Here is a 23,085-nt window from a genome sequence, read left to right as displayed (position 1 = left end):
AAGGAGACAGTAGAATATGGAAAGTAAAGTAGAACGCTATGTTGAAAACTATGTGGTAAATAAAAATACAATGGCCTTACTTCCTGTTATTCTAAGTGAGAAGAAAATTGTTACACGAGTTGTTGAGATGGAAGATTCTTTTTTCGTATTTCAAAGGCCCCTAGATATTATAGAAAGAAGTTGCCGCAAGCATGGCTCTAGTTTCTTAGGTAGAAAAGAAGGAACGAAAGAGTTAACTCATATTACACATAAAGCACCGATTGCGATTAGTCCGGCAGATCAACTTTATTTTTTCCCTACGTATTCTTACTCTAGAAAAGAGTGCGCTTGGTTGTCTCATTTTTATATTGAAAGTAATAAAGAGTTAAAAGATGGAAATGTTATTGTTAGATTTATAAATGGTTTTGCTGTGAAATTAGAAATATCAAAAAGTAGTTTTGAAAATCAACAAAATCGTACAGCGAAATTGCGTACTGAATATGAAGATCGTAGAAAAAAACAAGGAAACCCTTGTTTTAAAGAGATTGATCAAAGGGATGAATCGACATTAAGACCAGCTTATGAGAGAGTGTATGTTGTTAGAGAAGAGGATGTGTAAAAAAGGATTTTAGAAGTAGTTTAAAAAATAGTATTGAGTTTTTTAATATATATTTTTATATAATATAATATTAAAAGAGATTATATCGATTTCGAATTATAGAATAAAAAATAGAAAGTGGGTATTAAATATGAAAAAAGCAGCAAGTGCAGCGGGACCAGAAGCTAAACAAGCGTTGCTAGATTTCTTTGCTTTAGGAAGTATTTATTCTGCTTGTTTTGAATAATGATATAGGAGTGAAATATGACTATCATCAGTACGATTTTCTTCTTTAGTTTTTCAGTATTTTTTGTAATTCGTTACTTAAAATTAAAAAAGACATACGATTTATTAATGATATTTGTAAGCTTGTATGCAGGGATTATGAGTGTGGAATTAATAAGTTTAAGTAAAACGGTATCATATGTTTTAGATACCATAGTTATTGTTCTAGTAATAATTGCTGTAATTCTTTTTCTTAAAGATAAAAAGAATCATTAAATTTTATTATTAAAATTATATTGAAATTCAAAAAGAGTTTGACCCAAAAGTAGCTGAATAGCTACTCGGGTTAACCTCTTTTTTATTTATAGGGTGTATTGTTGATATAAAAACAGCATTATGCACAGCGAATTTATTTTTGAAAAGTACTGAGTGTCACTATGTATATTATTCCTTTCTAAATATTGTCGAATATTGAAAGATTATCATAGCGTAATAATGAAGGAATTCTAATGAAAGATATGGAAACTTAATAATTACATCTCCATATGTCGTATCTACCATTTCCTCTTTCATATAAGCAATGATACAGTAGAGGTAGTACTTAGAGTAAAGGGGTAAAGTGTAGAATGGATTTTCAGACAATCAAAGAGTATTTTTCACCAGAAAATATGGATCATATTGTTGAAAGCTATAAAGCGTTCGGACCACTTCTTGGTATTGGTTTACCGATGATAGAAGCGTTGATTCCGGCATTGCCACTCATCGTATTTGTACTGGCGAATGCTGTTGCATTTGGGTTTTGGCTCGGTTTTCTTTATTCTTGGCTTGGATCAGTAATGGGCGCCTTACTTGTCTTTTTCATTATCCGCCATTTTGGCCGAAGTCGTTTCTTTTCTTTTGTAAATAAGCATGAGAGAGTACGAAAGGCAATGGGGTGGATTGAAAGGAAAGGGTTTGCGCCAATTTTCGTCATATTTTGTTTTCCGTTTACACCGTCTGCGCTTATAAATGTTGTTGCTGGTTTATCTCGCATTAGTGTAAAGCAGTTTGGACTTGCGCTCGCGTTCGGAAAGCTTGTGATGATTTTTATTTTAACGTATATCGGTCATGATTTAATGTCATTTATTCATAATCCGGTGAAATCAGTCATTGTAGCAATTGGTATTTTTATTTTATGGTATGTCGGTAAGAAAATCGAAGTAAAGTTAGAACTACATTAAGAATAGTCTTCTTTATTCAGCTATTTGAGGGTAGTAAAACTCCCACCTCAAAATTCGGTTGGATAGGTGAGAGCCTTGTTGCTCGTAAATGCTGGATTGGTGCGGCTGATAAGGAGTGGGATGAACAAAACTCCCGCCGATTCAGTTTCACTTTATAAATGCAGGCTTCATTATTAAAGGATAAGGGGAGAAGCTGATGAAGAAAACTTTGAAAAAAGAAGGCATAGAGTGGATACGAACAATTTTAATTGGTGTATTATTAGCTGTATTTTTTCGAACGTTTTTCTTTTCAACGTACGTTGTAGAGGGGAAGTCAATGATGCCGACATTGCAAGATGGCAATATGCTCGTTGTAAATAAGGTGAGTTATCAAGTAGGGGACTTGAACAGGTTTGATGTTGTTGTATTTCATGCGAATAAAAAAGAGGACTACGTAAAACGAATTATCGGTTTACCTGGGGATCAAATTGAATATAAGCATGATAAACTGTATATAAACGGACAATTCGTGGATGAACCTTATTTAGAGACATATAAGAAAGAGATAAATGGACGACAACTAACGGGTGATTTTAAACTAGAAGAGTTAACGAAAGAAAATTCGGTGCCGCCTGGATATATTTTTGTAGTAGGTGATAATCGCCTCGGGAGCTGGGATAGTAGACACTTTGGATTTGTAAAAGCTGATACAGTTGTCGGTAAAGTTGATTTACGATATTGGCCAATTCAAGAGGTGCAAACGAATTTTTCAAAAGGTTGATATAATAGGTAGAAGTATAGAAAAAGACAAACTACTCTGTTTGTCTTTTTTCGTGTACTATAATACAATTATAGTAGCAAACTAACGTTCGTTATGTAAGTGAAAGGTGGGGTTACATGTCACTTCGATTTGTAATTGGTAGAGCGGGAAGTGGAAAAAGTACACTTTGTTTACACGAAGTGCAGGAAGAGTTAAAGCAACGCCCAAGAGGGAAAACAATATTATATCTTGTGCCAGAACAGATGACATTCCAAACGCAGCAGGCGTTAATTGGTAGTGAGGATGTAAGAGGTTCTATTCGGGCACAAGTTTTTAGTTTTTCACGATTAGCGTGGAAGGTACTGCAAGAAGTTGGTGGAGCGAGTCGTCTTCACATTGATGAAGCGGGCGTACATATGTTACTTCGTAAAATTGTAGAGTCTCGTAAAGATGGATTATCGGTGTTCCAAAAAGCAGCGGAGCAAAACGGTTTCTTTGAACATCTTGGCAGTATGATTGCGGAGTTTAAACGTTACAACGTGACGCCATCTAACGTATATGAAATGTGGCAACAATTAGATGCGCATAGTAGCAGTGCAGAACAAAAGCTATTAGCGAATAAAGTGTATGATTTACAACTATTATATGATGATTTTGAACGTGCTTTAATCGGAAAATATTTGGATTCAGAAGACTACCTACAATTGCTAGTCGAAAAGCTTCCACAGTCTGAATATGTAAATGGGGCTGAAATTTATATAGATGGATTTCATTCATTTTCACCGCAAGAACTAGAAATTGTAAGACAGCTTATGATTTGCGGTGCGCGAGTTACGATCACGTTAACGATAGATGAAAAAACGTTAGCACAGCCAGTAAATGAACTAGATTTATTTTATGAAACGACGTTAACGTATGAAAAAATAAAGCAAGTGGCGCGTGAAGAGAAGATAGAAATTGAAAAAACAATTCCACTTATGGAACAACCGCGTTTTCATTCGCAAGCATTAGCGCATTTAGAAACGCATTACGAAGCACGTCCAAATGAAAAGTTTCACGGAGAAGCAAGTGTAACGATTAGTACAGCAGCGAATTTACGAGCTGAAGTAGAAGGTGTTGCCCGTGAAATTCGTAGACTTGTGGCAGATGAAGACTATCGTTACCGAGATATTGCAGTCCTTCTTCGTAACGGAGAAAGTTATTACGATGTGATGCGAACGCTATTTACAGATTATAATATCCCGCATTTCATCGATGAAAAACGCCCGATGTCACATCATCCGCTAGTAGAATGCATTCGTTCTGCACTCGAGATTATTAGCGGAAATTGGCGTTATGATGCAGTGTTCCGCTGCGTGAAAACAGAGCTTTTATATCCATTAGACGTAAGAAAAGAAACGATGCGCGAAGAGATGGATGAGTTTGAAAACTACTGTTTAGCGTACGGTGTACAAGGGAAGAGATGGACTTCTGAGGATCCGTGGATGTATCGCCGCTATCGTTCTCTTGACGATACAGACGAGATGATTACAGACAGTGAACGTGAAATGGAAGAGAGAATAAATCGACTGCGCGACGTTGTAAGAACGCCTGTTATTCGTATGCAAAAAAGGCTGAAGCGAGCGGGAACAGTTATGCAAATGTGCGAAGCTGTTTATTTATTTTTAGAAGAGCTAGACGTTCCGAAAAAACTAGAAGCATTACGTATTCGTGCAGAAGAGAGCGGAGATTTCTTATTTGCGACAGATCATGAGCAAGTATGGGAAGAAGTAATGAGTCTTCTTGATACGTTCGTTGAGATGCTTGGCGAAGAGAAAATGTCACTTTCTATGTTCACAGACGTTATGTCGACAGGTCTTGAGGCGCTTCAATTTGCAAACATTCCGCCGTCATTAGACCAAGTGTTAATTGCTAATATTGATCGTTCTAGATTGTCAAATGTGAAAGCAACATTTGTCATTGGCGTGAATGAAGGAGTTATTCCGGCAGCACCGATGGATGAAGGGATGCTTTCTGATGAGGAAAGAGATGTTCTTAGTGTTGCAGGTATCGAATTAGCACCAACGACGAGACAAACCTTATTAGAAGAACAGTTCGTTATGTACCAAATGGTAACGAGAGCAACTGAGAAATTATATATTTCATGCCCGCTTGCAGATGAGGAAGGGAAGACGTTACTTGCGTCTAGCTTTATTAAGAAAATAAAAAGAATGTTCCCTGATGTGAAAGATACATTTATTACAAATGACGTAAATGATTTATCACGTTCGGAACAAATTTCATACGTAGCAACGCCAGAAGTAACGTTGTCATATGTTATGCAGCAACTTCAAACGTGGAAGCGATATGGATTTGAAGGGAATTTAGATTTTTGGTGGGATGTATATAACTTCTACGTAACTTCAGATGAATGGAAACAAAAAAGTAGCCGCGTATTATCAAGTTTATTCTACCGAAATCGTGCGCAAAAGCTAAGTACAGTTGTAAGTAGAGATTTATATGGAGATAAAATAAAAGGAAGCGTATCTCGTATGGAACTATTTAACCGTTGCGCATATGCTCATTTCGCGCAGCACGGTTTATCGTTAAGAGAGCGTGACATTTTCAAATTGGATGCGCCAGATATCGGGGAACTATTCCATGCAGCGCTGAAGAGAATTGCAGACAGGCTATTACGTGAAAACCGTACTTGGGCGGATTTATCAATAAAAGAGTGTGAGCATCTTTCGGCTGTAGTAATAGAAGAGATTGCACCGTTATTACAAAGACAAATTTTATTAAGTTCAAATCGTCATTTCTATTTAAAACAAAAACTACAACAAATCATTTTCCGTACATCAATCATTCTTCGTGAACATGCGAAGTCAAGTGGTTTCGTACCAGTTGATTTAGAAGTGCCATTCGGTATGGGCGGTACAGGATCGCTTCCGCCGATGGAATTCTCATTACCAAATGGCGTGAAGATGGAAGTAGTTGGCCGTATTGACCGTGTTGATAAGGCAGAAGATGAAAACGGGACGTTCCTACGTATTATTGACTATAAATCAAGCTCAAAAGCGTTAGACTTAACAGAAGTGTATTACGGATTAGCACTTCAAATGTTAACGTATTTAGATGTTGTTACTTCAAATGCACATACGTGGATGAAAAAGGGAGGTACTGCATCACCGGCTGGTGTACTGTACTTCCATATTCATAACCCGATCGTTGAGATGAAGGGTGACGCATCTGAAGCAGAAATTGAGAAAGAGATTTTAAAGAAATTTAAAATGAAAGGACTCGTACTAGGAGATGCTGATGTTGTTCGTTTAATGGATAACAAACTTTCAACAGGAAGCTCTGATATTATTTCTGCTGGTTTGAAAAAAGACGGTAGCTTTAGTGCGCGTTCAAGCATTGCAAGTGAACAAGAGTTTAACGTACTGCAAAAATACGTACACCATACGTTTGAAAATATCGGAAAAGACATTACAGAAGGCGTTATTGATATTGCTCCTTATAAGAAGGGGAATAAAGCGGCGTGTACGTTCTGTAACTTCAAATCTGTTTGTCAGTTCGATGAATCACTTGAAGATAACCAGTTCCGTACGCTAAAAGATATGAAAGATAGCGAAGCGATGGAGAAAATTAGAGAGGAGGTTGGCGGAGAATGATTGAAAATTGGCCTAAAAAACCAGAAGGTAGTCAGTGGACGGATGACCAGTGGAAAGCGGTTGTAGCGAACGGACGTGATATATTAGTCGCAGCAGCAGCTGGATCAGGGAAAACAGCAGTATTAGTTGAACGTATTATTAAAAAGATTATAAATGAAGAAAACCCAGTCGATGTCGACCGCCTGCTCGTTGTAACATTTACGAATGCAGCGGCGCAAGAGATGAAAAACAGAATTGGGGAAGCGCTAGAAAAAGTATTAATTGATGAGCCAGGATCGCAGCACGTAAGAAAGCAGCTTAGCTTATTAAATAAAGCTTCTATTTCGACAATCCATTCCTTTTGTTTACAAGTAATTAGAGGATACTATTACATGCTTGATGTGGATCCTCGTTTCCGCATTGCGAATCAAACAGAAAACGAATTATTAAAAGAAGAAGTGCTAGATGACATATTAGAAGAAGAGTATGGAATCGAAGATAATAGTATTTTCTTTGAACTCGTTGATCGTTATACGAGTGACCGTAGTGATGATGACTTACAGCGTATGATTTTAGCGCTTCATACAGAATCAAGAGCGCATCCAAATCCGGAAAAATGGCTCGATAAATTAGTAGAAGCATACGACGTGGAAGGAAAGACAATTGAAGATTTAGTGTATGCTTCTTACTTATTAGAAGATGTGAAATTCCAGCTTGAAACAGCAGAGGCACATATTCGTAAAGCGACTGAACTCGCAATGCTTCCTGACGGTCCGGCACCCCGCGTTGAAACACTGCAAGCTGATGCAGTTTTACTTGGAACGTTGTCATCAGCTGCTCGTGAGTCATGGACAAGTGTGTATGAAGCGATGCAAAATGTATCGTGGCAAACGTTAAAGCGCATTAAGAAAAGTGATTACAACGAGGATGTTGTAAAACAAGTGGACTCTCTTCGTAATAAAGCGAAAGATGAAGTGAAGAAATTACAAGAAGAGTTATTTAGCCGCAGACCTGAAAGTTTCTTACGAGATTTTCAAGATATGCATCCTGTATTAGAAAAACTCGTACAGCTTGTAAAAGTATTTACAGAGCGTTTCCAAGCGATGAAGCGGGATAAAGGAATGGTCGATTTCACAGATTTAGAGCATTTCTGCTTACAAATTTTAAGTGAACAAAGTGAAAGTGGTGAAATGAAGCCATCAGCAGTAGCACTTCAATATCGTAATAAATTTGCTGAAGTACTAGTTGATGAATATCAAGATACGAACTTTGTGCAGGAATCCATTATTAAATTCGTAACGAAAGATTCTGAGAGTGAAGGGAACTTGTTCATGGTAGGTGACGTGAAGCAGTCGATCTATCGTTTCCGACTAGCAGAACCAGGCCTGTTCCTAGGAAAGTATAAACGCTTTACGCAAGAAGGATTAGACGGCGGAATGAAAATCGATTTAGCGAAAAACTTCCGTAGTCGTCATGAAGTGTTAGCAGGTACGAACTTTATTTTCAAACAAATTATGGGTGAAGAAGTCGGAGAAATTGATTACGATGCTGACGCTGAATTAAAGTTAGGTGCTACCTATCCAGAAGGTGAAGATGTAGCGGCAGAACTACTATGCATTCAGCAAACGGAAGAAGAGGTAATAGACGGAGAAGAAGGTGCAGAAGTCGAAAAAGCACAGCTTGAAGCTCGCCTTATGGCGCAGCGAATAAAGGCTATGGTTGATTCAGGATATACCGTCTATGATCGCAAAACGAATGAAATGCGACAAGTACAATACCGCGACTTCGTTATTTTACTTCGCTCCATGCCATGGGCGCCGCAAATTATGGAAGAGTTAAAGCTGCAAGGAATTCCAGTATACGCTGATCTTGCGACTGGTTACTTTGAAGCGACAGAAGTAAATATTATGATGAACGTCTTCCGCGTGATCGATAATCCGATGCAAGATATTCCGCTTGCCGCCGTACTTCGTTCACCAATCGTTGGGTTAAATGATGAGGAACTTGCGACGCTTCGTGCTCACGGGAAGAAAGGTTCGTTTTATGAAGTAATGAGCACATTCTTAAAAGGGGCACCACTTGAAGAAGAGCAAGAACTACATGATAAATTAGAGTGGTTCTATAACTTACTGCAAGGATGGCGTGAATTCGCGCGTCAACAGTCACTTTCTGATTTAATTTGGAAAGTGTACGGTGAGACAGGTTATTACGACTTTGTTGGCGGTTTACCAGCCGGAAAGCAAAGGCAAGCAAACCTGCGTGTACTTTATGACCGTGCAAGACAATATGAAGCAACATCGTTTAGAGGATTATTCCGCTTCTTACGCTTTATTGAGCGTATTTTAGAACGCGGTGATGATATGGGAACTGCGAGAGCTTTAGGTGAACAAGAAGATGTCGTTCGTATTATGACGATTCATAAAAGTAAAGGACTTGAGTTCCCAGTCGTATTTGTAGCGGGACTAGGTCGTCGTTTTAATACACAAGATTTAATGAAACGTTTCTTACTGCATAAAGACTTCGGTTTCGGTTCACAATTTATCGATCCTCGTAAACGAATTAAATATACGACATTATCGCAACTAGCAATTAAGCGTAAAATGAAAATGGAATTAATCGCGGAAGAAATGCGCGTGTTATACGTAGCGTTAACGCGTGCGAAAGAGAAGTTAATTTTAATTGGAACGGTTAAAGATGCCAATAAAGAAATGGAAAAATGGCTCGATGCAAGGGAGCATAGTGAATGGTTATTACCAGACCATATACGTGCCGGAGCTTCTTGTTATTTAGACTGGATTGCACCTTCATTATATAGACATCGTGACAGTGAAATGCTTCTTGAATTAGGACAAGGAAGCATTCCAGGTGAAATTTATGAATATGACACGAACTGGAAAGTGGAAGTTGTTGACGGCAAAACGTTACTTGCACCGGAACCGGTTCAAGAAGAGAAACAAGAATTGTTAGAAGCACTTCGTGAGAAAAAAGCTGTTCCGCTACAAAGTGAACGGAAAGAAGAAGTGTACGACAGATTAATGTGGAAGTACGGATATGAGGAAGCAACATCTCACCGTGCGAAACAGTCTGTTACAGAAATAAAGAGAAACTACCAATCAGAAGAAGGTAGCGATAATGCCTTTATTAAAAAACTGCGTGCACCAATTAAAACGCGTCCTCGTTTTATGGAGAAAAAAGGATTGACGTACGCAGAGCGTGGGACAGCAGTCCATGCTGTTATGCAACATGTAGATTTGAAGAAACCAATTACGATTGAAGTTCTTCAAGAGCAAATTGCCGGAATGGTAAATAGGGAATTATTAACATTCGAACAAGCTGAAGAAGTAGCAATTGAAAAAGTGATTTCATTCTTTGACAGTGACCTAGGTAAGAGGGTATTAGCGGCGGAAAGTGTTGAGCGTGAAGTACCATTTACGATGATGCTTGCAGCAGAAGAGGCGTATCAAGATTGGCAAGGTAAGAGTGACGAAACGATACTTGTCCAAGGGGTTATCGACTGCATGATTGAAGAGGAAGATGGTATCACTTTAATCGACTTTAAAACGGATACGATTGAAGGGAAGTTCCCAGGCGGATTCGATCAAGCGAAACCGATTTTAGAAGATCGATATAAAGTACAGCTTTCGTTATATGCAAAGGCGCTTGAAAAAAGCTTGCAACATCCTGTGAAAGAGAAATGCTTATACTTCTTTGATGGCAATCATGTTGTCAAAGTTGAGGAATAGAGGGACTTGAAAATGGCAATGGAAAAAACGTTAAGAACGTGTGAAAAAGGACATGAATACTATAAAAGTAGCGATTGTCCAACTTGCCCAGATTGTGAGAAAGAAAAGAAACCTAAAACAGGATTTCTTTCACTTCTGTCATCACCAGCACGAAATGCGTTACAACATCATGGAATTCACACTGTAGAAGAACTCTCAAAATACAGTGAAAAAGAGATTTTAAAACTACATGGTATGGGTCCAGCATCTTTGCCAAAGCTTAGAAAGGCTTTGGAGGAGAGCGGATTATCATTTAAATAAAATGAAACAGTAAACAGTGGAGTTTTTTGATAATCTTGAATGAGATAAAAGAAAAAAGTAGGAGAATATCTCCTACTTTTTTTACGCTGTTCCGATCTGATCTTGATCGGCCACATCAGAATCAAACGTATTTGTTGCGCTAACGCCGCTAAAAGTGTTCACGACAAATCCAACATTGGAAGCTCCAGATCCATTATACGCTTTCGTGTTTTCTTTCGGAGACACGTTATAAAAATCCCCTAAATTGAACGAACCATTACTGTTTTGAACGACGAGATTTCCAACAACAGAAGGCATACTACCCACCTACTTTACTAAGCTTTTTAATTACTATATGAATTATTGTGCGGAAGGTTCATCCGTAATATATTGGCGGATTTGCATAATACGAGAGTTATTAAAAACATAATCAACATTTCCAATTTGAAAGCAACCAGAATTTAAAAGTGTTCGCAATTCAACATTGTTTACTTCAATAAAAGGGCATTCATTTACAATGTTTAATTTTACATCTGTCGTTCGTTTTGGGATTGTGATGTGTTCATCTGTAAAGATTTCAAATGCGTCTAAGCGACCTTCGTCTTTTATATAACAAGGAATTTCCCTATGGACGGCAAGAGCTCTACTTTTTAATTCCATTTGATTGGCATCTCCAACTTGAAATACGGCACTAATCCCTAAAGAAATAATAGAAACATTTTGGACAACAGACACATGATGTAACATAGTTTCTCAGTCTCCTTAACCTGGAGTAGGAGGGACATCTGTGACTAATGGTACAAATGGACCCTCTGTAACAGTTTCAAATGGTGTATCAAGAATAGAAGATAGTATGAGGAAATTTGCATCCCCAATTAAAAAGAGTGCGGACGACGATACGCCGTTCATTTTAATCTGGCCAACTTTTAATTCGCGATTTACAACGTTAAGATTCATACATACTTACTCCTTTCGGAAATTGCCCGGTATGTGTTGAATAAAAGAGAGGAAAGCTTTGTCGATATCATGTTTCATCGCTTGAATAATGATATCTCGTAAATAATCTGGATCTGTTGAAATTCCTTCATAGGATTGCGTTTGTGATAAATAATAAGGAAGTCTATGCTCCATCTGTTTTTTTATGTCATCAACCATCATTTGTCGATACATTTCATCAAGCGGCGTTCTCTCTTCTTGTTCAAAATGGAGAATTCGATTATATGCTTCTTCATCTAAGTAACGATGCATTTCTTGAAGGATGCCTTGGTAAAAATCTGGGTTTGTATCTGTTTCAGGATTTACTTTTAATGTTTCTGTATCCACTTGGAAATCTTCAATTTGCTGTCCTTTTGCTGAAAACGGATTTAAACCGATATTTAAAGTACCATTTAAATTTTCTACTTTTAATTGATCGAATTTGTATTCCACTTTTCCTACAGAAGAGGAGGGGCGATTTTTTAATTCGTTAAGCTCTTCTTGGAGTTGGCGAACTTGATCTTCTAGGTTAAGGATGGTTGCTTGTTGTGCTTGAAGAGCTTGTTGAAGTTGGTGTAAGTAAGTATATATATCTTGATTCATTTTGTGAAACCTCCTTTTCAGTAGGGAGGGTAAAAATATTCCTGCTATATATTTATGACAAGGATGTCTTAAGAAGAACTAGTTGATGGTTTGATAGAAATAATTTGTCCTTTCGCCTGCAATGGGCGAAGGGGCTCTGTAAATCCACCGCTATTTGAGAATTTAGATAGAGCTTTAATACTTCCTGCAGTACCAATTTGGAATACAGAAGAGGTTGTAATGCTATCAATTTTAATGCTATTAATGATGATGCTTTGGTTTACATAAAAATTCAATGCAATCGCCTCCTCTAAGTTGAACCAATTATCGCTTGATCAATTACATCTGAATCATTGACAGTCGTTGCGCTTTGATAATTGTAGACAGAAACGTTATCTCCAACATTAAAAGAGCCGGCCCCAGCAAAAGCGCGTGAATAACTAATAGGCCTAATCGCAAATACATCTCCAATATGAAAAATACCACTTGATCCAATATTGACGATACGAATATGTCCGACCATAGCTGGCATACAAAACACCTTTCGTTTTTAAAATTTTCTTTTCTACTATTGTATGGGCGTTTTCAATAAAATGTGTTTTTTTTTTATAAAAGAAACACACACGTTATTGCGTGTGTGTATTGAGTGTTTGATTAGGGTGAAAATCCGTATGTACATGCCAAATTACATTTAAGAGCCTGTCCAGTTCTTGGCTACAATCCACTGTTTTTTGAGAAGTCATTCCGTAGCGTTCAGCAAAATAAATCATTTTTTCACGTTTTTTTTCAATCGCTTGCTCAAACATTGAAATCGGCTCCATCTCTAAATGAAATTTTTAGTATATATGTAGTACATATTATACAAAAAAACCATAAAAAAGAAACACCTTCGCTAAAAAAAGTAAAATTTCTACATTTTATGCCAAATATAAAGGAGTAACGAATAGAATATGAGAAGAATATTGTAAAAATTAGCGTGCATGAGAAGGTTTTTTTCTTACGGATGCGAATACAATTAAAGGTCATGAGTTTTAGGATGGAGAGTGGAAATATTGCGTTTGGTAACGGCGAAAAAAGATGAAAAGGTATTTGTAGGTATTGTGGATGAAGAGGAAGAAAAGGTATTGCATGTAAGAGAAGCGCAAAGACAAAAAGGGGAAAAGGTTACGATTCCGATTACAATGTTAGAGTGTATTGAAAGAGGGACCACATGCTTTGAAAAAATATGTGATATTGTAAATTGGGCGAAGGAAAATGAAGGGGCGGCGTATTATCCGTTAACTGAGGTGAAAATATTAGCACCAATTCCAAGGCCAAGGAAGAATATTCTTTGTGTTGGAAAGAACTATCGTGAGCATGCGATAGAAATGGGCGGAGTAGAGTCAATTCCAGAAAATATAATGATCTTTACGAAAGCGCCAACGACAGTTATTGGAATGAATGAAAAAATTAATAGTCATCCCCACGCAACGAATGAACTAGACTATGAAGGAGAACTAGCTATCATTATTGGTAAGCGAGGGAAACAAATAAAAAAAGAAAAAGCGCTTGAGCATGTTTTTGGTTATACCATTATAAATGATATAACTGCTCGCGACATTCAAAGGAAGCATAAACAATTTTTTCTTGGAAAAAGTTTCGATACATTTTGTCCGATGGGACCGTATCTAATTCATAAATCAATGGTTGAAACGCCAAATGCGTTACACATTGAAACGGTAGTAAATGGGGAAGTAAGACAAACTTCAAATACAAATAAAATGATTTTTTCAATAGAAGAAATCATTTCAACGATAAGTAAAGGAATGACGTTAGAGCCAGGCGATATTATTGCAACAGGAACGCCGGCTGGTGTCGGAAAAGGTTTCACACCACCGAAGTTTTTGCATGCGGGTGATGAAGTGGTCATTACAGTAGAAGGAATTGGTACTTTGCGAAATGTAGTGAAATGAAAAAAGAGCTATCTTGTGAAAAGATAGCTCTTTTCTATGGTCTTGGATGATAGAGGTAATCGATAACCGAAAAAGTGTAAAGACCAACGAATGCAAGTGTACAAATACCAAATAGTATAACCGTAAGTGCGCTTTTTTCTCGTCCAAAACCAATGATAGTAAGAATAACAGCAGTCCAAAATGATGCTTTCAGTAGTGTGAATGTAGTAGAAGTGGAGTAGTGGCTAAGCAATGTTACGGAAATTAGGAAGCCAAAGAATGTAACTAAAATAAAAGATGTAGCTAAATAGTTAATATGTTTACCATATCGTAATAACATATCGCACCTGCTTTCTAAAATGAAAATACAGAAAATTAAAATTTCATTTTAGTATAAATCAATATAAAAAGAAAGAGGTTGTCCCAACATGTAGGACAACCTCTCTATTATTATGATAATACCGCTTTAATTTTTTGGAACGCCCACTCCAAATCTTCTTCAGAGATTACTAGAGGTGGTGCGATACGAATTACATTTTCGTGTGTTTCTTTACATAATAGACCAGCTGCTTTTAGTTGTTCACAGTAAGGACGAGCTGGCTCGTTTAATTCGATACCGATGAATAAGCCTTTACCACGAATGTCAGTGATCATTGGGTTATCAATCTCTTTTAATTGCCCAACTAATTTTTCACCTAATTGAAGAGAACGCTCTGTTAATTTTTCTTCTTCTAACACTTCAAGAGCGGCGATAGAAACAGCACATGCAAGTGGGTTACCACCGAATGTAGAACCGTGAGAACCTGGCTCGAATACGCCTAAAATGTCGCGGTTTGCTGCTACGCAAGAGATTGGGAATACGCCGCCGCCAAGTGCTTTACCAAGTATGTACATGTCAGGAGTTACATTGTCCCAATCACAAGCAAATACTTTACCAGTACGGCCTAAACCTGTTTGGATTTCATCTGCTACAAATAAAACGTTTTCTTTTTTACATACTTCAAGAGCTTCTTTTAAGAAACCAGCTGGTGGGATGTTAATTCCTGCTTCACCTTGGATTGGCTCTAAAATGAATGCAGCTGTATTTGGTGTAATTGCGGCTTTTAACGCTTCTAAATCACCGTAAGGAATTACGATAATGCCAGGAAGCATTGGACCGAATCCACGCTTGTACTCTTCGTTTGAAGACATAGAAACAGCACCCATTGTACGGCCGTGGAAGTTATCTTCGCAAACGATGATTTCAGCACGGTTTGCTTCTACTTTCTTCACATCATAAGCCCAGCGGCGAGCTGTTTTAATTGCAGTTTCAACAGCTTCTGCACCTGTATTCATTGGAAGTACCATTTCTTTATTAGTTAGTTTCGCAACTTTTTCGTACCAAGGACCTAATTGATCGCTATGGAAAGCACGAGAAGTTAACGTAACACGATTAGCTTGGTCAATTAAAGCGTTAATAATTTTTGGGTGACGATGACCTTGGTTTACTGCAGAATATGCACTTAATAAGTCCATATAGCGGTTTCCTTCAGGATCTTCTACCCAAACGCCTTCTGCTTTAGAAATAACGATTGGAAGTGGGTGATAGTTATTTGCCCCGTATGTGTCTGTAAGTTCGATAATATCCTTAGTTTGAATCATGATTGTTCCCCCTTTTGTTATTACAAGAAGTTTGTAAATACTCTAAATATTATATCATTTAAATGTAAAAAAGCGAAACATTTCCTGAAAATAAATGAACATGTTATCATATAGAGTGAAAAAGTGTGAAAAGAGGAGGTAGGGGATACGATGGTACATATGCATATTACAGCATGGGCGTTAGGTTTAATTTTATTCTTCGTTGCGTATTCACTTTATTCAGCAGGAAGAAAAGGTAAAGGTGTACATATGGGGCTTCGTCTTATGTACATTATCATTATTGTGACAGGTTTCATGTTGTACATGGGTATTATGAAGACTGCAACAAGTAACATGCACATGTGGTATGGTTTAAAAATGGTAGCTGGTATTTTAGTTATCGGTGGAATGGAAATGGTTCTTGTAAAAATGAGCAAGAACAAAGCAACAGGGGCAGTTTGGGGACTATTTATTGTTGCACTAGTAGCAGTATTTTACCTTGGACTGAAATTACCGATTGGCTGGCAAGTATTCTAATAAAAAATAAAACCACCTAATAATCTCAAAGACTTGGGAGATAAGGTGGTTTTTTTTACTTTATGTTGCATCGATATGCAACTCTTCTCCGTTTACTTTCGTAAAACGAAACATGTTTTTATTTGACGTAGCGTGACGAACAAAATGGTGCTGCAATGTACAAATCATCTCTTCGTTATCAAATAAAAGAATATTTACCCCTTCGCATGCTTCCTCTTTCGGTAGGAAAGATAAATAATTATGACAATACATGCAATCATATAAAGAGTAATGAAGGGATTGCAATGATTCGGTTAATAATGTAAAGACAGAGTCAGGTAATTCCTCAAGCCATTCCGTATAGCTAAGAAGTAATTTTTTTCGAATTCGTATCATTTCTCCGTTTTGCAAATGGTGCTGTTCGTTGGCGATTTGTAGTACATCTTGTTCATAGAAACGAGCTGGTAGCCAGTTGTTGTTATATAAAATCTCAAAGCCATCTTCGACAATATCTTCTAATAAAAAAGCTTCATCATTTTCATCATCAAAGAATACCCATTCATTGTTTATATATTCTACATTACCGACTGTATGAGCGCGTGGCTGGTTATATAAAATATGGTTACGTTGTATCATATATGATTTCTCCTTTATAAAAAGTAGTTATTTCTGTTATAGACAGTTCGGGCATTCTTTATAACTAGACACACCTAGACATAGGTGGGCATACAATAACACACGTTTTACTGAGTGAAAATGCTATTCCGTATGTGGATAGTACGTTATCGTCAAGTTTTTCATTTTTTTGATCCGCACCTCTAAGGTGTGGATTACTGCTCGTTTAGGAAAAGAAATAAGATGGAAGGATGATTCGTATGTGCGGGATTACAGGATGGGTGGATTATAAACGCTCATTAGAAGGAGAACGGGACGTCGTTACGAAGATGGCTGAGACGTTAGCAAAGCGTGGCCCGGATGATAATAAAGTTTGGATTAAAGGCAATGTCGCATTTGGGCATAAACGGTTAATCGTTGTTGATCCTGAGGGTGGTAAACAACCGATGACTTGTTTAAAAGATGAAACGAATTATGCAATTTGCTATAACGGTGAATTGTATAATACAGAAGATATTCGAAAGGAATTATTAAGGAGAGGATATACGTTCAAAGGTCATTCTGATACAGAGGTGCTATTAGCGTCGTATATTGAATGGAAAGAAGAATGTGTCGATCATTTAAACGGTATATATGCGTTTGCTGTATGGGATGAACAGAAGGAACAAGTATTTATTGCACGAGATCGACTAGGTGTAAAACCGCTATTTTATAAATATGATAGTGGGCGATTACTATTTGGTTCAGAGTTAAAAGCGATATTAGCGCATCCAGATGTGAAGGCAGAAGTAACGTTAGAAGGGTTATCCGAAATATTCGGTCTTGGACCGTCTAGAACACCTGGTCATGGCATTTATGCTGGTATAAAAGAATTACGTCCAGGGCATGCGATGACATTTTCAAAGAACGGTTTATGTATATGGAGATATTGGAATGTAGAAAGCAAAAAACATGAAGACTCCTTTGAAGAAACAGTAGAGAAAACACGCTTTTTATTACAAGATGCGATTACAAGGCAGCTCGTTTCTGATGTACCACTATGTACTTTTCTATCAGGCGGTGTAGATTCGAGTGCGATTACAGCAATTGCTGCGAAAGAATATGCAAGGTCAGGAAAAGGGCAATTACACACATATTCTGTTGATTACGAAGATAATGATAAATACTTTAAAGCGAATGCGTTCCAGCCGAATTCAGATGCACCATTTATTCATTTGATGACGGAGACGTTTCAAACAATCCATCATCGCTGCGTCATTTCAAATGAACAATTAGCACAGTATTTAACAGAAGCAGTAATCGTTCGTGATTTGCCTGGTATGGCAGATATCGATTCGTCATTATTATGGTTTTGTCGCGAAATTAAACAAGATTTTGTCGTCGGTTTATCTGGGGAATGTGCAGACGAAATATTTGGTGGTTATCCGTGGTTTTATAGAGAAGATGATTTGCAATCGAGTGCATTTCCGTGGATGCGCTCTACAGAAGCGCGTGAACAACTGCTAAAGAAAGAATGGAGAAGTAAATTAAATTTACAACAATATGTACAACAGCGTTATGAAGAATCTATTCAAGAAGTTCCTATTTTAGAGGGAGAAAACCCAATTGAAGCAAAGAGACGACAACTATTTTATTTAAACATGGTATGGTTTATGACAACATTATTAGACAGAAAAGACCGTATGAGTATGGGCGCAAGCTTAGAAGTACGCGTTCCATTTGCGGATCACCGACTTGTCGAATATGCGTGGAATATTCCTTGGGAAATGAAAATGTATAAAAACCGCGAAAAAGGTCTATTGCGCAAAGCGTTAGAAGGGTTACTTCCAAATGACATCTTATATAGAAAGAAGAGCCCATATCCGAAAACGCATAATCCGCACTATACGAAAGCAGTAACAGTATGGCTACAAAATTTATTAACGGATAAAGGCTCAATTTTGCACGAACTATTTGATAAAGAACAGCTGAGCGGATTAATTGAGTCAGGCGGTAGTGCATTTCAATCGCCTTGGTTCGGTCAATTAATGACTGGGCCGCAACTTTTAGCTCACTTAGCGCAAATTCACGTTTGGTTTAAAGAATATGGGGTAAATATTAAAGAATAGAAGAAAAGCGACTTACTTTTATGTAAGTCGCTTTTTATTAAATAAATTGTCATATAAAATTCAAAATCATATTAGAAATAATACTTATTTAGAATAATTATTTTGACGTACTTATTATTAGTTGTTATAATTGGAAACAAATGTTCTTGAAAAATATTCTCATTTATCCCGCTTTAATGGGCAGTAAGATCCCCACCTCAAAATTCAGCGAAAGCAAAGAATTTAGGTGGGGGATCAACTGCCCATAAAAGTCCGATTGGTGAGGGCTAATAATCAGTGGGGGATGAAGAACCCCCACTGATTAAAGTTTCACTTTATAAAATTGAGGTGTTATATAGATGACGAAGAAAAAAATAGGTTTACTAGTAATGGCGTATGGAACGCCAGAATCATTAGATGATGTAGAAGCGTACTATACACATATTCGCCACGGGCATAAACCTTCAGAAGAAGCACTCCAAGACTTAATCGGGCGCTATAAAGCAATTGGCGGAATTTCACCACTTGCAAAAATTACGAAAGAGCAAGCGCATAAATTAACAGATTCTATGAATAATATATTTACAGAGTATGAATTTACTTGTTACTTAGGATTAAAACATATAGCCCCATTTATAGAAGATGCAGTAGAAGAGATGAAGCGCGATGGAATTGAGCAAGCGATTAGTATCGTATTAGCACCGCATTATTCTACATTTAGCATTAAAGCATATAATGACCGTGCTATTCGTCTTTCGAAAGAAATCGGTGGTCCTGTTATTGAACCGATTGAACAATGGTACGATGAACCGAAGTTTATTTCGTATTGGGTAGATCAAATAAAAGAAACATTTACAAAGATTGAAGATAAAGAGAAAGCAGTCGTAATTTTTTCAGCACATAGTTTACCAGAAAAAATTATTGCAGCAGGGGACCCTTATGTGGAGCAATTGCAGCATACAGCAGATTTAATTGCGGAGGCTGCCAATATTCAAAACTATACAACGGGTTGGCAAAGTGCTGGAAATACGCCTGACCCATGGATTGGTCCGGATGTGCAAGATTTAACGAGAGATTTATTTGAAGAGCGTAGATATGAATCTTTCATATATTGCCCAGTTGGCTTTGTGGCAGAGCATTTAGAAGTTTTATATGACAACGATTATGAGTGTAAAGTTGTAACTGATGAATTAAATGTCGCATATTTTAGACCAAATATGCCGAATTCACAATCTGTATTCATCGATTGCTTAGCTGAAATTGTTTCCAAAAAAATGAAGGAAATGGTTGACAAGAATTTAGTTTTGAATAATAATTAGTTTATAATAATTTTAAATAAATAATAATTACTATGAAAGAAAGAGGAGGATCCCCCTAGATGAATCCAAATAATCGCTTAACAACAAACCAAGGTGCTCCAGTTGGAGACAACCAAAATTCTCGTACAGCTGGTCGCCGTGGACCGGTATTATTAGAAGACTATCATTTAGTAGAAAAACTTGCGCACTTTGATCGTGAACGTATTCCAGAGCGTGTTGTGCATGCACGTGGTGCAGGTGCTCACGGTGTGTTCGTAACGAAAAACAGCATGAAGCAATATACGAAAGCAGCATTTTTACAAAATGAAGGAACTGAAACGCCTGTATTTGTTCGTTTCTCAACGGTTATTCATGGTCAAGGTTCTCCAGAAACAGCTCGTGACCCACGCGGGTTCGCTGTTAAATTTTATACAGAAGAAGGAAATTACGATATCGTAGGTAACCATTTACCGGTCTTCTTCATTCGTGATGCAATTAAATTCCCTGATATGGTGCATTCTTTAAAACCAGCACCTGATACAAATGTTCAAACACCAGATCGTTACTGGGATTTCATGACGTTAAGTCCGGAATCTACACATATGATGACGTGGGTATTTTCTGATTACGGTACACCAGCAAGCTATCGTGAAATGGAAGGTTTCGGTGTCCATTCATTTAAATGGATTAATGCAGAAGGTAAAATCGTCTACATTAAATATCACTGGAAACCACAGCAAAGTGTACGTAACTTAAGTGCAAAAGAGGTGCAAGAAGTACAAGGAAAAGACTTCAACCATGCAACTCGTGACTTGTTCGATGCAATCGAAAAAGGAAATTATCCGAAGTGGGATTTACACGTGCAAGTGATGCAACTAGATGAAACGGATTCTTTAGACTTTGATCCACTAGATCCGACGAAAGTATGGCCGGAAGATCGCTTCCCATTAATTGAAGTAGGGACGATGACGTTAAATCGTAACCCGAAAAACTTCTTCGCTGAAGTAGAACAAGTGGCGTTCTCTCCAAGTGCAACTGTAAATGGTATTGAACCATCTGAAGATAAATTATTACAAGGTCGTTTATTCTCTTATCCAGATACACAGCGTTACCGTCTTGGTGCGAACTACTTACAAATTCCTGTAAACTGCCCGTACGCAGCTGTTCATAACCAACAACGTGATGGTGCGATGCAAATCAATCAAAACCCATCTACAATCAACTACGAACCGAGCCGTCATGCTGAAAATCCAGTTGAAGACAAAGCTTACCGCGATTCAACTATGAAAGTAGAAGGCTATGTATCTCGTGAAAAAATTGACAAACCAAACGACTTCAAACAAGCAGGTGAGCGTTACCGTTCATTCTCTAAAGAAGAGCAAGTCAACTTAATTGCAAACTTAACAAATGACTTAAAAGACGTAAATGAGCGCACGAAATTACTAGCTGTTTGTAACTTCTTCCGTGCAGATCAAGAGTACGGAATGCGTTTAGCACAAGCGTTAAATGTTGATATCACGCAGTACGTTGGAAACGCTCCGAAATAAATAGAAAAAGACGACCGGATTTCGGTCGTCTTTTTATGTGTAAAATAAGCTTTACACGGGGTGTTTTTCATTTTCGTCATGTCGGAATTTGTTGGTAAATCGATATTCTGTGTCGAAATGTCGATATAATGAAAAAATCGTCGATATATCCGAATAATCGTTGATATATTCATGAATATACCAACTAGGGTATACCACCGACAGTATAATAAAAAGAGATGCAATCTACTACTAATAGACTGCATCTCTTTTTTAATTCACTCGCTCAGTATACTCATAAGCCTTCTCACCGTGCATCGAAATATCAAGTCCCATATGTTCTTCGTGCTCATCTACCCGAACAGGGAGGAAGTAGTTGATCGCTTTAATAATGGCGTATGTCATTAAAATTGTGAATGCATATGTTGCTCCGATTGCGACAAGTTGTTTAAATAGTAAAGCTGCGTTTCCGTAAAATAATCCGTTAGCGCCATCAGCATTTACAGTAGTAGTTGCAAAGAGTCCTGTTGCAATACCGCCCCAAGTTCCGCCGATACCGTGGCATCCGAATGCATCAAGTGTATCGTCGTATCCGAATTTTGTTTTTAAGAAAAAGACTGCTCCGAAGCATAATACGCCGCCAATTGCTCCGATAAGAAGGGCGGAGAAAGGTGTAACGAACCCGCAAGCTGGTGTAATAGCGACTAGACCAGAAACTACACCACAAGCAGCCCCCATTGCAGTCGGTTTTGATTGGAAGAACCATTCTGAAAGCATCCAAGTTAATGCAGAGGCAGCAGCGGCTATATTTGTATTAATAAATGCAGTTAAAGCTACGTCGTTTAAAGATAATGCGCTACCGACGTTAAAACCGAACCAGCCGAACCATAGTAAGCCTGCGCCTAACATCGTAAATGGTAAATGATGAGGGGAAGAACCGTTTATATTTTTTCGTTTTCCAAGGAAAATAGCTAATACAAGACCAGCAACGCCGGATGTAATATGAACGACATTACCACCAGCGAAGTCTAACGCGCCAAGTTCTCTTAGCCACCCGCCAACGCCCCATACCCAATGAGCGACAGGATTGTAAACAATTGTTGTCCATAGAAGGATGAAAATAAGGAAAGCTGAAAATCGCATTCTTTCGGCGAATGCACCTGAAATTAAAGCGGGAGTTAAAATAGCGAACATGAGTTGGAACATCATAAATAAATTGTGAGGAATAGTGGATGAATAGTCTGGATTTGGTGCGTAGGTAACTCCGTTTAAACCGAACCAATCGAGATTGCCGATAAGCCCGTGCCAATCTGGTCCGAATGATAAAGAATAGCCGATCACAATCCACTGAATCGAAACGATAGCCATCGCACTATAACTATGCATTGTCGTGCTGAGTACGTTTTTACTGCGAACCATGCCCCCATAAAAAAGTGCCAATCCTGGTGTCATTAACATGACCATTACTGTCGTTACAAACATAAAAACCGTATCTCCTGTATTCATTCTCTCTCCTCCTA

Annotated in this window: 23 protein-coding genes; 12 read left to right on the top strand and 11 right to left on the bottom strand. The window is 37.8% G+C overall.

Translation table 11 applies throughout. The annotated features are described in order from the left end of the window. The first annotated feature begins 16 nt into the window (after positions 1–16). The 7 genes from QEP67_RS22175 to QEP67_RS22145 all read left to right on the top strand — a co-directional run bounded on the left by QEP67_RS22175 (position 17) and on the right by QEP67_RS22145 (position 10,436). The gene (locus QEP67_RS22175; protein ID WP_000444426.1) at positions 17–598 is read left to right on the top strand and encodes a competence protein ComK; all 582 of its coding nucleotides are present in this window, start codon (positions 17–19) and stop codon (positions 596–598) included. A gap of 243 nt (positions 599–841) precedes the next feature. Continuing rightward, positions 842–1,078: a hypothetical protein gene (locus QEP67_RS22170; RefSeq protein ID WP_000152648.1), complete on the top strand. Its 237-nt coding sequence runs from the start codon at positions 842–844 to the stop codon at positions 1,076–1,078. Between the two features lie 350 nt (positions 1,079–1,428). Further along, on the top strand, positions 1,429–2,022 hold the full coding sequence (locus QEP67_RS22165; protein ID WP_000347517.1) for a TVP38/TMEM64 family protein: 594 nt from the start codon (positions 1,429–1,431) through the stop codon (positions 2,020–2,022). A gap of 196 nt (positions 2,023–2,218) precedes the next feature. Further along, positions 2,219–2,782 carry a signal peptidase I gene (lepB, locus tag QEP67_RS22160; RefSeq protein ID WP_000751908.1) on the top strand — a complete coding sequence of 188 codons (564 nt, stop codon included), beginning with the start codon at positions 2,219–2,221 and terminating at the stop codon, positions 2,780–2,782. 116 nt (positions 2,783–2,898) lie between these two features. Then, positions 2,899–6,414, top strand: a complete 3,516-nt coding sequence (gene addB, locus QEP67_RS22155; protein WP_000058580.1) for a helicase-exonuclease AddAB subunit AddB — start codon at positions 2,899–2,901, stop codon at positions 6,412–6,414. Then, positions 6,411–10,136 carry a helicase-exonuclease AddAB subunit AddA gene (gene addA, locus QEP67_RS22150; protein WP_064459983.1) on the top strand — a complete coding sequence of 1,242 codons (3,726 nt, stop codon included), beginning with the start codon at positions 6,411–6,413 and terminating at the stop codon, positions 10,134–10,136. Before addB ends, addA begins: the two co-directional genes overlap by 4 nt. Positions 10,137–10,148: 12 nt before the next feature. After that, a complete protein-coding gene (locus QEP67_RS22145; RefSeq protein ID WP_064459982.1) occupies positions 10,149–10,436 on the top strand; it encodes an RNA polymerase alpha subunit C-terminal domain-containing protein in 288 nt (95 codons plus the stop codon). Between the two features lie 81 nt (positions 10,437–10,517). Here QEP67_RS22145 and gerPF read toward each other — a convergent pair whose 3' ends face one another. From gerPF to QEP67_RS22110, 7 genes are all read right to left on the bottom strand, one after another. Beyond that, positions 10,518–10,733 (bottom strand): spore germination protein GerPF, encoded by a 216-nt coding sequence (gene gerPF, locus QEP67_RS22140; protein WP_001141570.1) that lies wholly within the window; start codon positions 10,731–10,733, stop codon positions 10,518–10,520. Between the two features lie 42 nt (positions 10,734–10,775). Beyond that, entirely contained in the window at positions 10,776–11,162 is a 387-nt protein-coding gene (locus tag QEP67_RS22135; protein ID WP_000902337.1) for a spore germination protein GerPE, read from the bottom strand. A 15-nt stretch (positions 11,163–11,177) separates the two neighbouring features. Further along, complete coding sequence (gene gerPD, locus QEP67_RS22130) at positions 11,178–11,372, bottom strand: spore germination protein GerPD (protein ID WP_001052804.1); 195 nt, start codon at positions 11,370–11,372, stop codon at positions 11,178–11,180. A gap of 6 nt (positions 11,373–11,378) precedes the next feature. Further along, entirely contained in the window at positions 11,379–11,993 is a 615-nt protein-coding gene (gene gerPC, locus QEP67_RS22125) for a spore germination protein GerPC (protein ID WP_001070746.1), read from the bottom strand. Between the two features lie 68 nt (positions 11,994–12,061). Beyond that, positions 12,062–12,268 (bottom strand): spore germination protein GerPB, encoded by a 207-nt coding sequence (gene gerPB / locus QEP67_RS22120; protein WP_001012506.1) that lies wholly within the window; start codon positions 12,266–12,268, stop codon positions 12,062–12,064. A gap of 14 nt (positions 12,269–12,282) precedes the next feature. Next, the gene (gene gerPA, locus QEP67_RS22115; protein ID WP_001111187.1) at positions 12,283–12,504 is read right to left on the bottom strand and encodes a spore germination protein GerPA; all 222 of its coding nucleotides are present in this window, start codon (positions 12,502–12,504) and stop codon (positions 12,283–12,285) included. 94 nt (positions 12,505–12,598) lie between these two features. Further along, entirely contained in the window at positions 12,599–12,778 is a 180-nt protein-coding gene (locus QEP67_RS22110) for an aspartyl-phosphate phosphatase Spo0E family protein (RefSeq protein ID WP_000462847.1), read from the bottom strand. Positions 12,779–13,024: 246 nt separating this feature from the next. On the opposite strand from QEP67_RS22110, the gene QEP67_RS22105 reads away from it, so the two are divergent. Continuing rightward, positions 13,025–13,924 carry a fumarylacetoacetate hydrolase family protein gene (locus tag QEP67_RS22105; protein ID WP_001241719.1) on the top strand — a complete coding sequence of 300 codons (900 nt, stop codon included), beginning with the start codon at positions 13,025–13,027 and terminating at the stop codon, positions 13,922–13,924. Positions 13,925–13,958: 34 nt separating this feature from the next. On the opposite strand, the gene QEP67_RS22100 is transcribed toward QEP67_RS22105, so the two are convergent. Next, positions 13,959–14,243, bottom strand: coding sequence for a hypothetical protein (locus tag QEP67_RS22100; RefSeq protein WP_000926860.1), 285 nt, complete (start codon positions 14,241–14,243; stop codon positions 13,959–13,961). Between the two features lie 110 nt (positions 14,244–14,353). Continuing rightward, a complete protein-coding gene (gene rocD, locus QEP67_RS22095) occupies positions 14,354–15,544 on the bottom strand; it encodes an ornithine aminotransferase (protein ID WP_000616651.1) in 1,191 nt (396 codons plus the stop codon). Positions 15,545–15,694: 150 nt separating this feature from the next. Here rocD and QEP67_RS22090 point away from each other — a divergent pair, with 150 nt between their 5' ends. Beyond that, positions 15,695–16,060, top strand: a complete 366-nt coding sequence (locus QEP67_RS22090) for a YisL family protein (protein WP_000233492.1) — start codon at positions 15,695–15,697, stop codon at positions 16,058–16,060. 60 nt (positions 16,061–16,120) lie between these two features. On the opposite strand, the gene QEP67_RS22085 is transcribed toward QEP67_RS22090, so the two are convergent. After that, entirely contained in the window at positions 16,121–16,675 is a 555-nt protein-coding gene (locus tag QEP67_RS22085) for a DUF2777 domain-containing protein (protein WP_000616070.1), read from the bottom strand. A gap of 239 nt (positions 16,676–16,914) precedes the next feature. Here QEP67_RS22085 and asnB point away from each other — a divergent pair, with 239 nt between their 5' ends. The 3 genes from asnB (at position 16,915) to katB (ending at position 21,586) form a co-directional block, all read left to right on the top strand. Next, positions 16,915–18,762, top strand: coding sequence for an asparagine synthase (glutamine-hydrolyzing) (asnB, locus tag QEP67_RS22080; protein ID WP_353706431.1), 1,848 nt, complete (start codon positions 16,915–16,917; stop codon positions 18,760–18,762). A gap of 338 nt (positions 18,763–19,100) precedes the next feature. Further along, complete coding sequence (gene hemH / locus QEP67_RS22075) at positions 19,101–20,060, top strand: ferrochelatase (RefSeq protein ID WP_098237583.1); 960 nt, start codon at positions 19,101–19,103, stop codon at positions 20,058–20,060. A gap of 59 nt (positions 20,061–20,119) precedes the next feature. Next, positions 20,120–21,586, top strand: coding sequence for a catalase KatB (gene katB / locus QEP67_RS22070; protein ID WP_353706430.1), 1,467 nt, complete (start codon positions 20,120–20,122; stop codon positions 21,584–21,586). 252 nt (positions 21,587–21,838) lie between these two features. Here katB and QEP67_RS22065 read toward each other — a convergent pair whose 3' ends face one another. Then, complete coding sequence (locus QEP67_RS22065) at positions 21,839–23,071, bottom strand: ammonium transporter (RefSeq protein WP_064459980.1); 1,233 nt, start codon at positions 23,069–23,071, stop codon at positions 21,839–21,841. Positions 23,072–23,085 lie beyond the last annotated feature (14 nt).

It is taken from the genome of Bacillus cereus group sp. MS39 (genome assembly GCF_040448665.1).
Classification (GTDB): domain Bacteria; phylum Bacillota; class Bacilli; order Bacillales; family Bacillaceae_G; genus Bacillus_A; species Bacillus_A wiedmannii.
The sequence above is the reverse complement of the archived record's forward strand: the minus strand, read 5'-3'. Positions and strand labels throughout refer to the sequence as shown.

What these genes read in the sequence shown, in the direction of transcription:
- QEP67_RS22165 (WP_000347517.1), top strand. Translation starts at nt 1,429, where the DNA reads ATGGATTTTCAGACAATCAAAGAGTATTTTTCACCAGAAAATATGGAT.
- QEP67_RS22090 (WP_000233492.1), top strand. Translation starts at nt 15,695, where the DNA reads ATGGTACATATGCATATTACAGCATGGGCGTTAGGTTTAATTTTATTC.
- addA (WP_064459983.1), top strand. Translation starts at nt 6,411, where the DNA reads ATGATTGAAAATTGGCCTAAAAAACCAGAAGGTAGTCAGTGGACGGAT.
- QEP67_RS22135 (WP_000902337.1), bottom strand. Translation starts at nt 11,162, where the DNA reads ATGTTACATCATGTGTCTGTTGTCCAAAATGTTTCTATTATTTCTTTA.
- QEP67_RS22170 (WP_000152648.1), top strand. Translation starts at nt 842, where the DNA reads ATGACTATCATCAGTACGATTTTCTTCTTTAGTTTTTCAGTATTTTTT.
- QEP67_RS22100 (WP_000926860.1), bottom strand. Translation starts at nt 14,243, where the DNA reads ATGTTATTACGATATGGTAAACATATTAACTATTTAGCTACATCTTTT.
- gerPF (WP_001141570.1), bottom strand. Translation starts at nt 10,733, where the DNA reads ATGCCTTCTGTTGTTGGAAATCTCGTCGTTCAAAACAGTAATGGTTCG.
- asnB (WP_353706431.1), top strand. Translation starts at nt 16,915, where the DNA reads ATGTGCGGGATTACAGGATGGGTGGATTATAAACGCTCATTAGAAGGA.
- lepB (WP_000751908.1), top strand. Translation starts at nt 2,219, where the DNA reads ATGAAGAAAACTTTGAAAAAAGAAGGCATAGAGTGGATACGAACAATT.
- QEP67_RS22145 (WP_064459982.1), top strand. Translation starts at nt 10,149, where the DNA reads ATGGCAATGGAAAAAACGTTAAGAACGTGTGAAAAAGGACATGAATAC.
- rocD (WP_000616651.1), bottom strand. Translation starts at nt 15,544, where the DNA reads ATGATTCAAACTAAGGATATTATCGAACTTACAGACACATACGGGGCA.
- hemH (WP_098237583.1), top strand. Translation starts at nt 19,101, where the DNA reads ATGACGAAGAAAAAAATAGGTTTACTAGTAATGGCGTATGGAACGCCA.
- addB (WP_000058580.1), top strand. Translation starts at nt 2,899, where the DNA reads ATGTCACTTCGATTTGTAATTGGTAGAGCGGGAAGTGGAAAAAGTACA.
- gerPD (WP_001052804.1), bottom strand. Translation starts at nt 11,372, where the DNA reads ATGAATCTTAACGTTGTAAATCGCGAATTAAAAGTTGGCCAGATTAAA.
- QEP67_RS22085 (WP_000616070.1), bottom strand. Translation starts at nt 16,675, where the DNA reads ATGATACAACGTAACCATATTTTATATAACCAGCCACGCGCTCATACA.
- gerPC (WP_001070746.1), bottom strand. Translation starts at nt 11,993, where the DNA reads ATGAATCAAGATATATATACTTACTTACACCAACTTCAACAAGCTCTT.
- QEP67_RS22110 (WP_000462847.1), bottom strand. Translation starts at nt 12,778, where the DNA reads ATGTTTGAGCAAGCGATTGAAAAAAAACGTGAAAAAATGATTTATTTT.
- gerPA (WP_001111187.1), bottom strand. Translation starts at nt 12,504, where the DNA reads ATGCCAGCTATGGTCGGACATATTCGTATCGTCAATATTGGATCAAGT.
- QEP67_RS22175 (WP_000444426.1), top strand. Translation starts at nt 17, where the DNA reads ATGGAAAGTAAAGTAGAACGCTATGTTGAAAACTATGTGGTAAATAAA.
- QEP67_RS22065 (WP_064459980.1), bottom strand. Translation starts at nt 23,071, where the DNA reads ATGAATACAGGAGATACGGTTTTTATGTTTGTAACGACAGTAATGGTC.
- katB (WP_353706430.1), top strand. Translation starts at nt 20,120, where the DNA reads ATGAATCCAAATAATCGCTTAACAACAAACCAAGGTGCTCCAGTTGGA.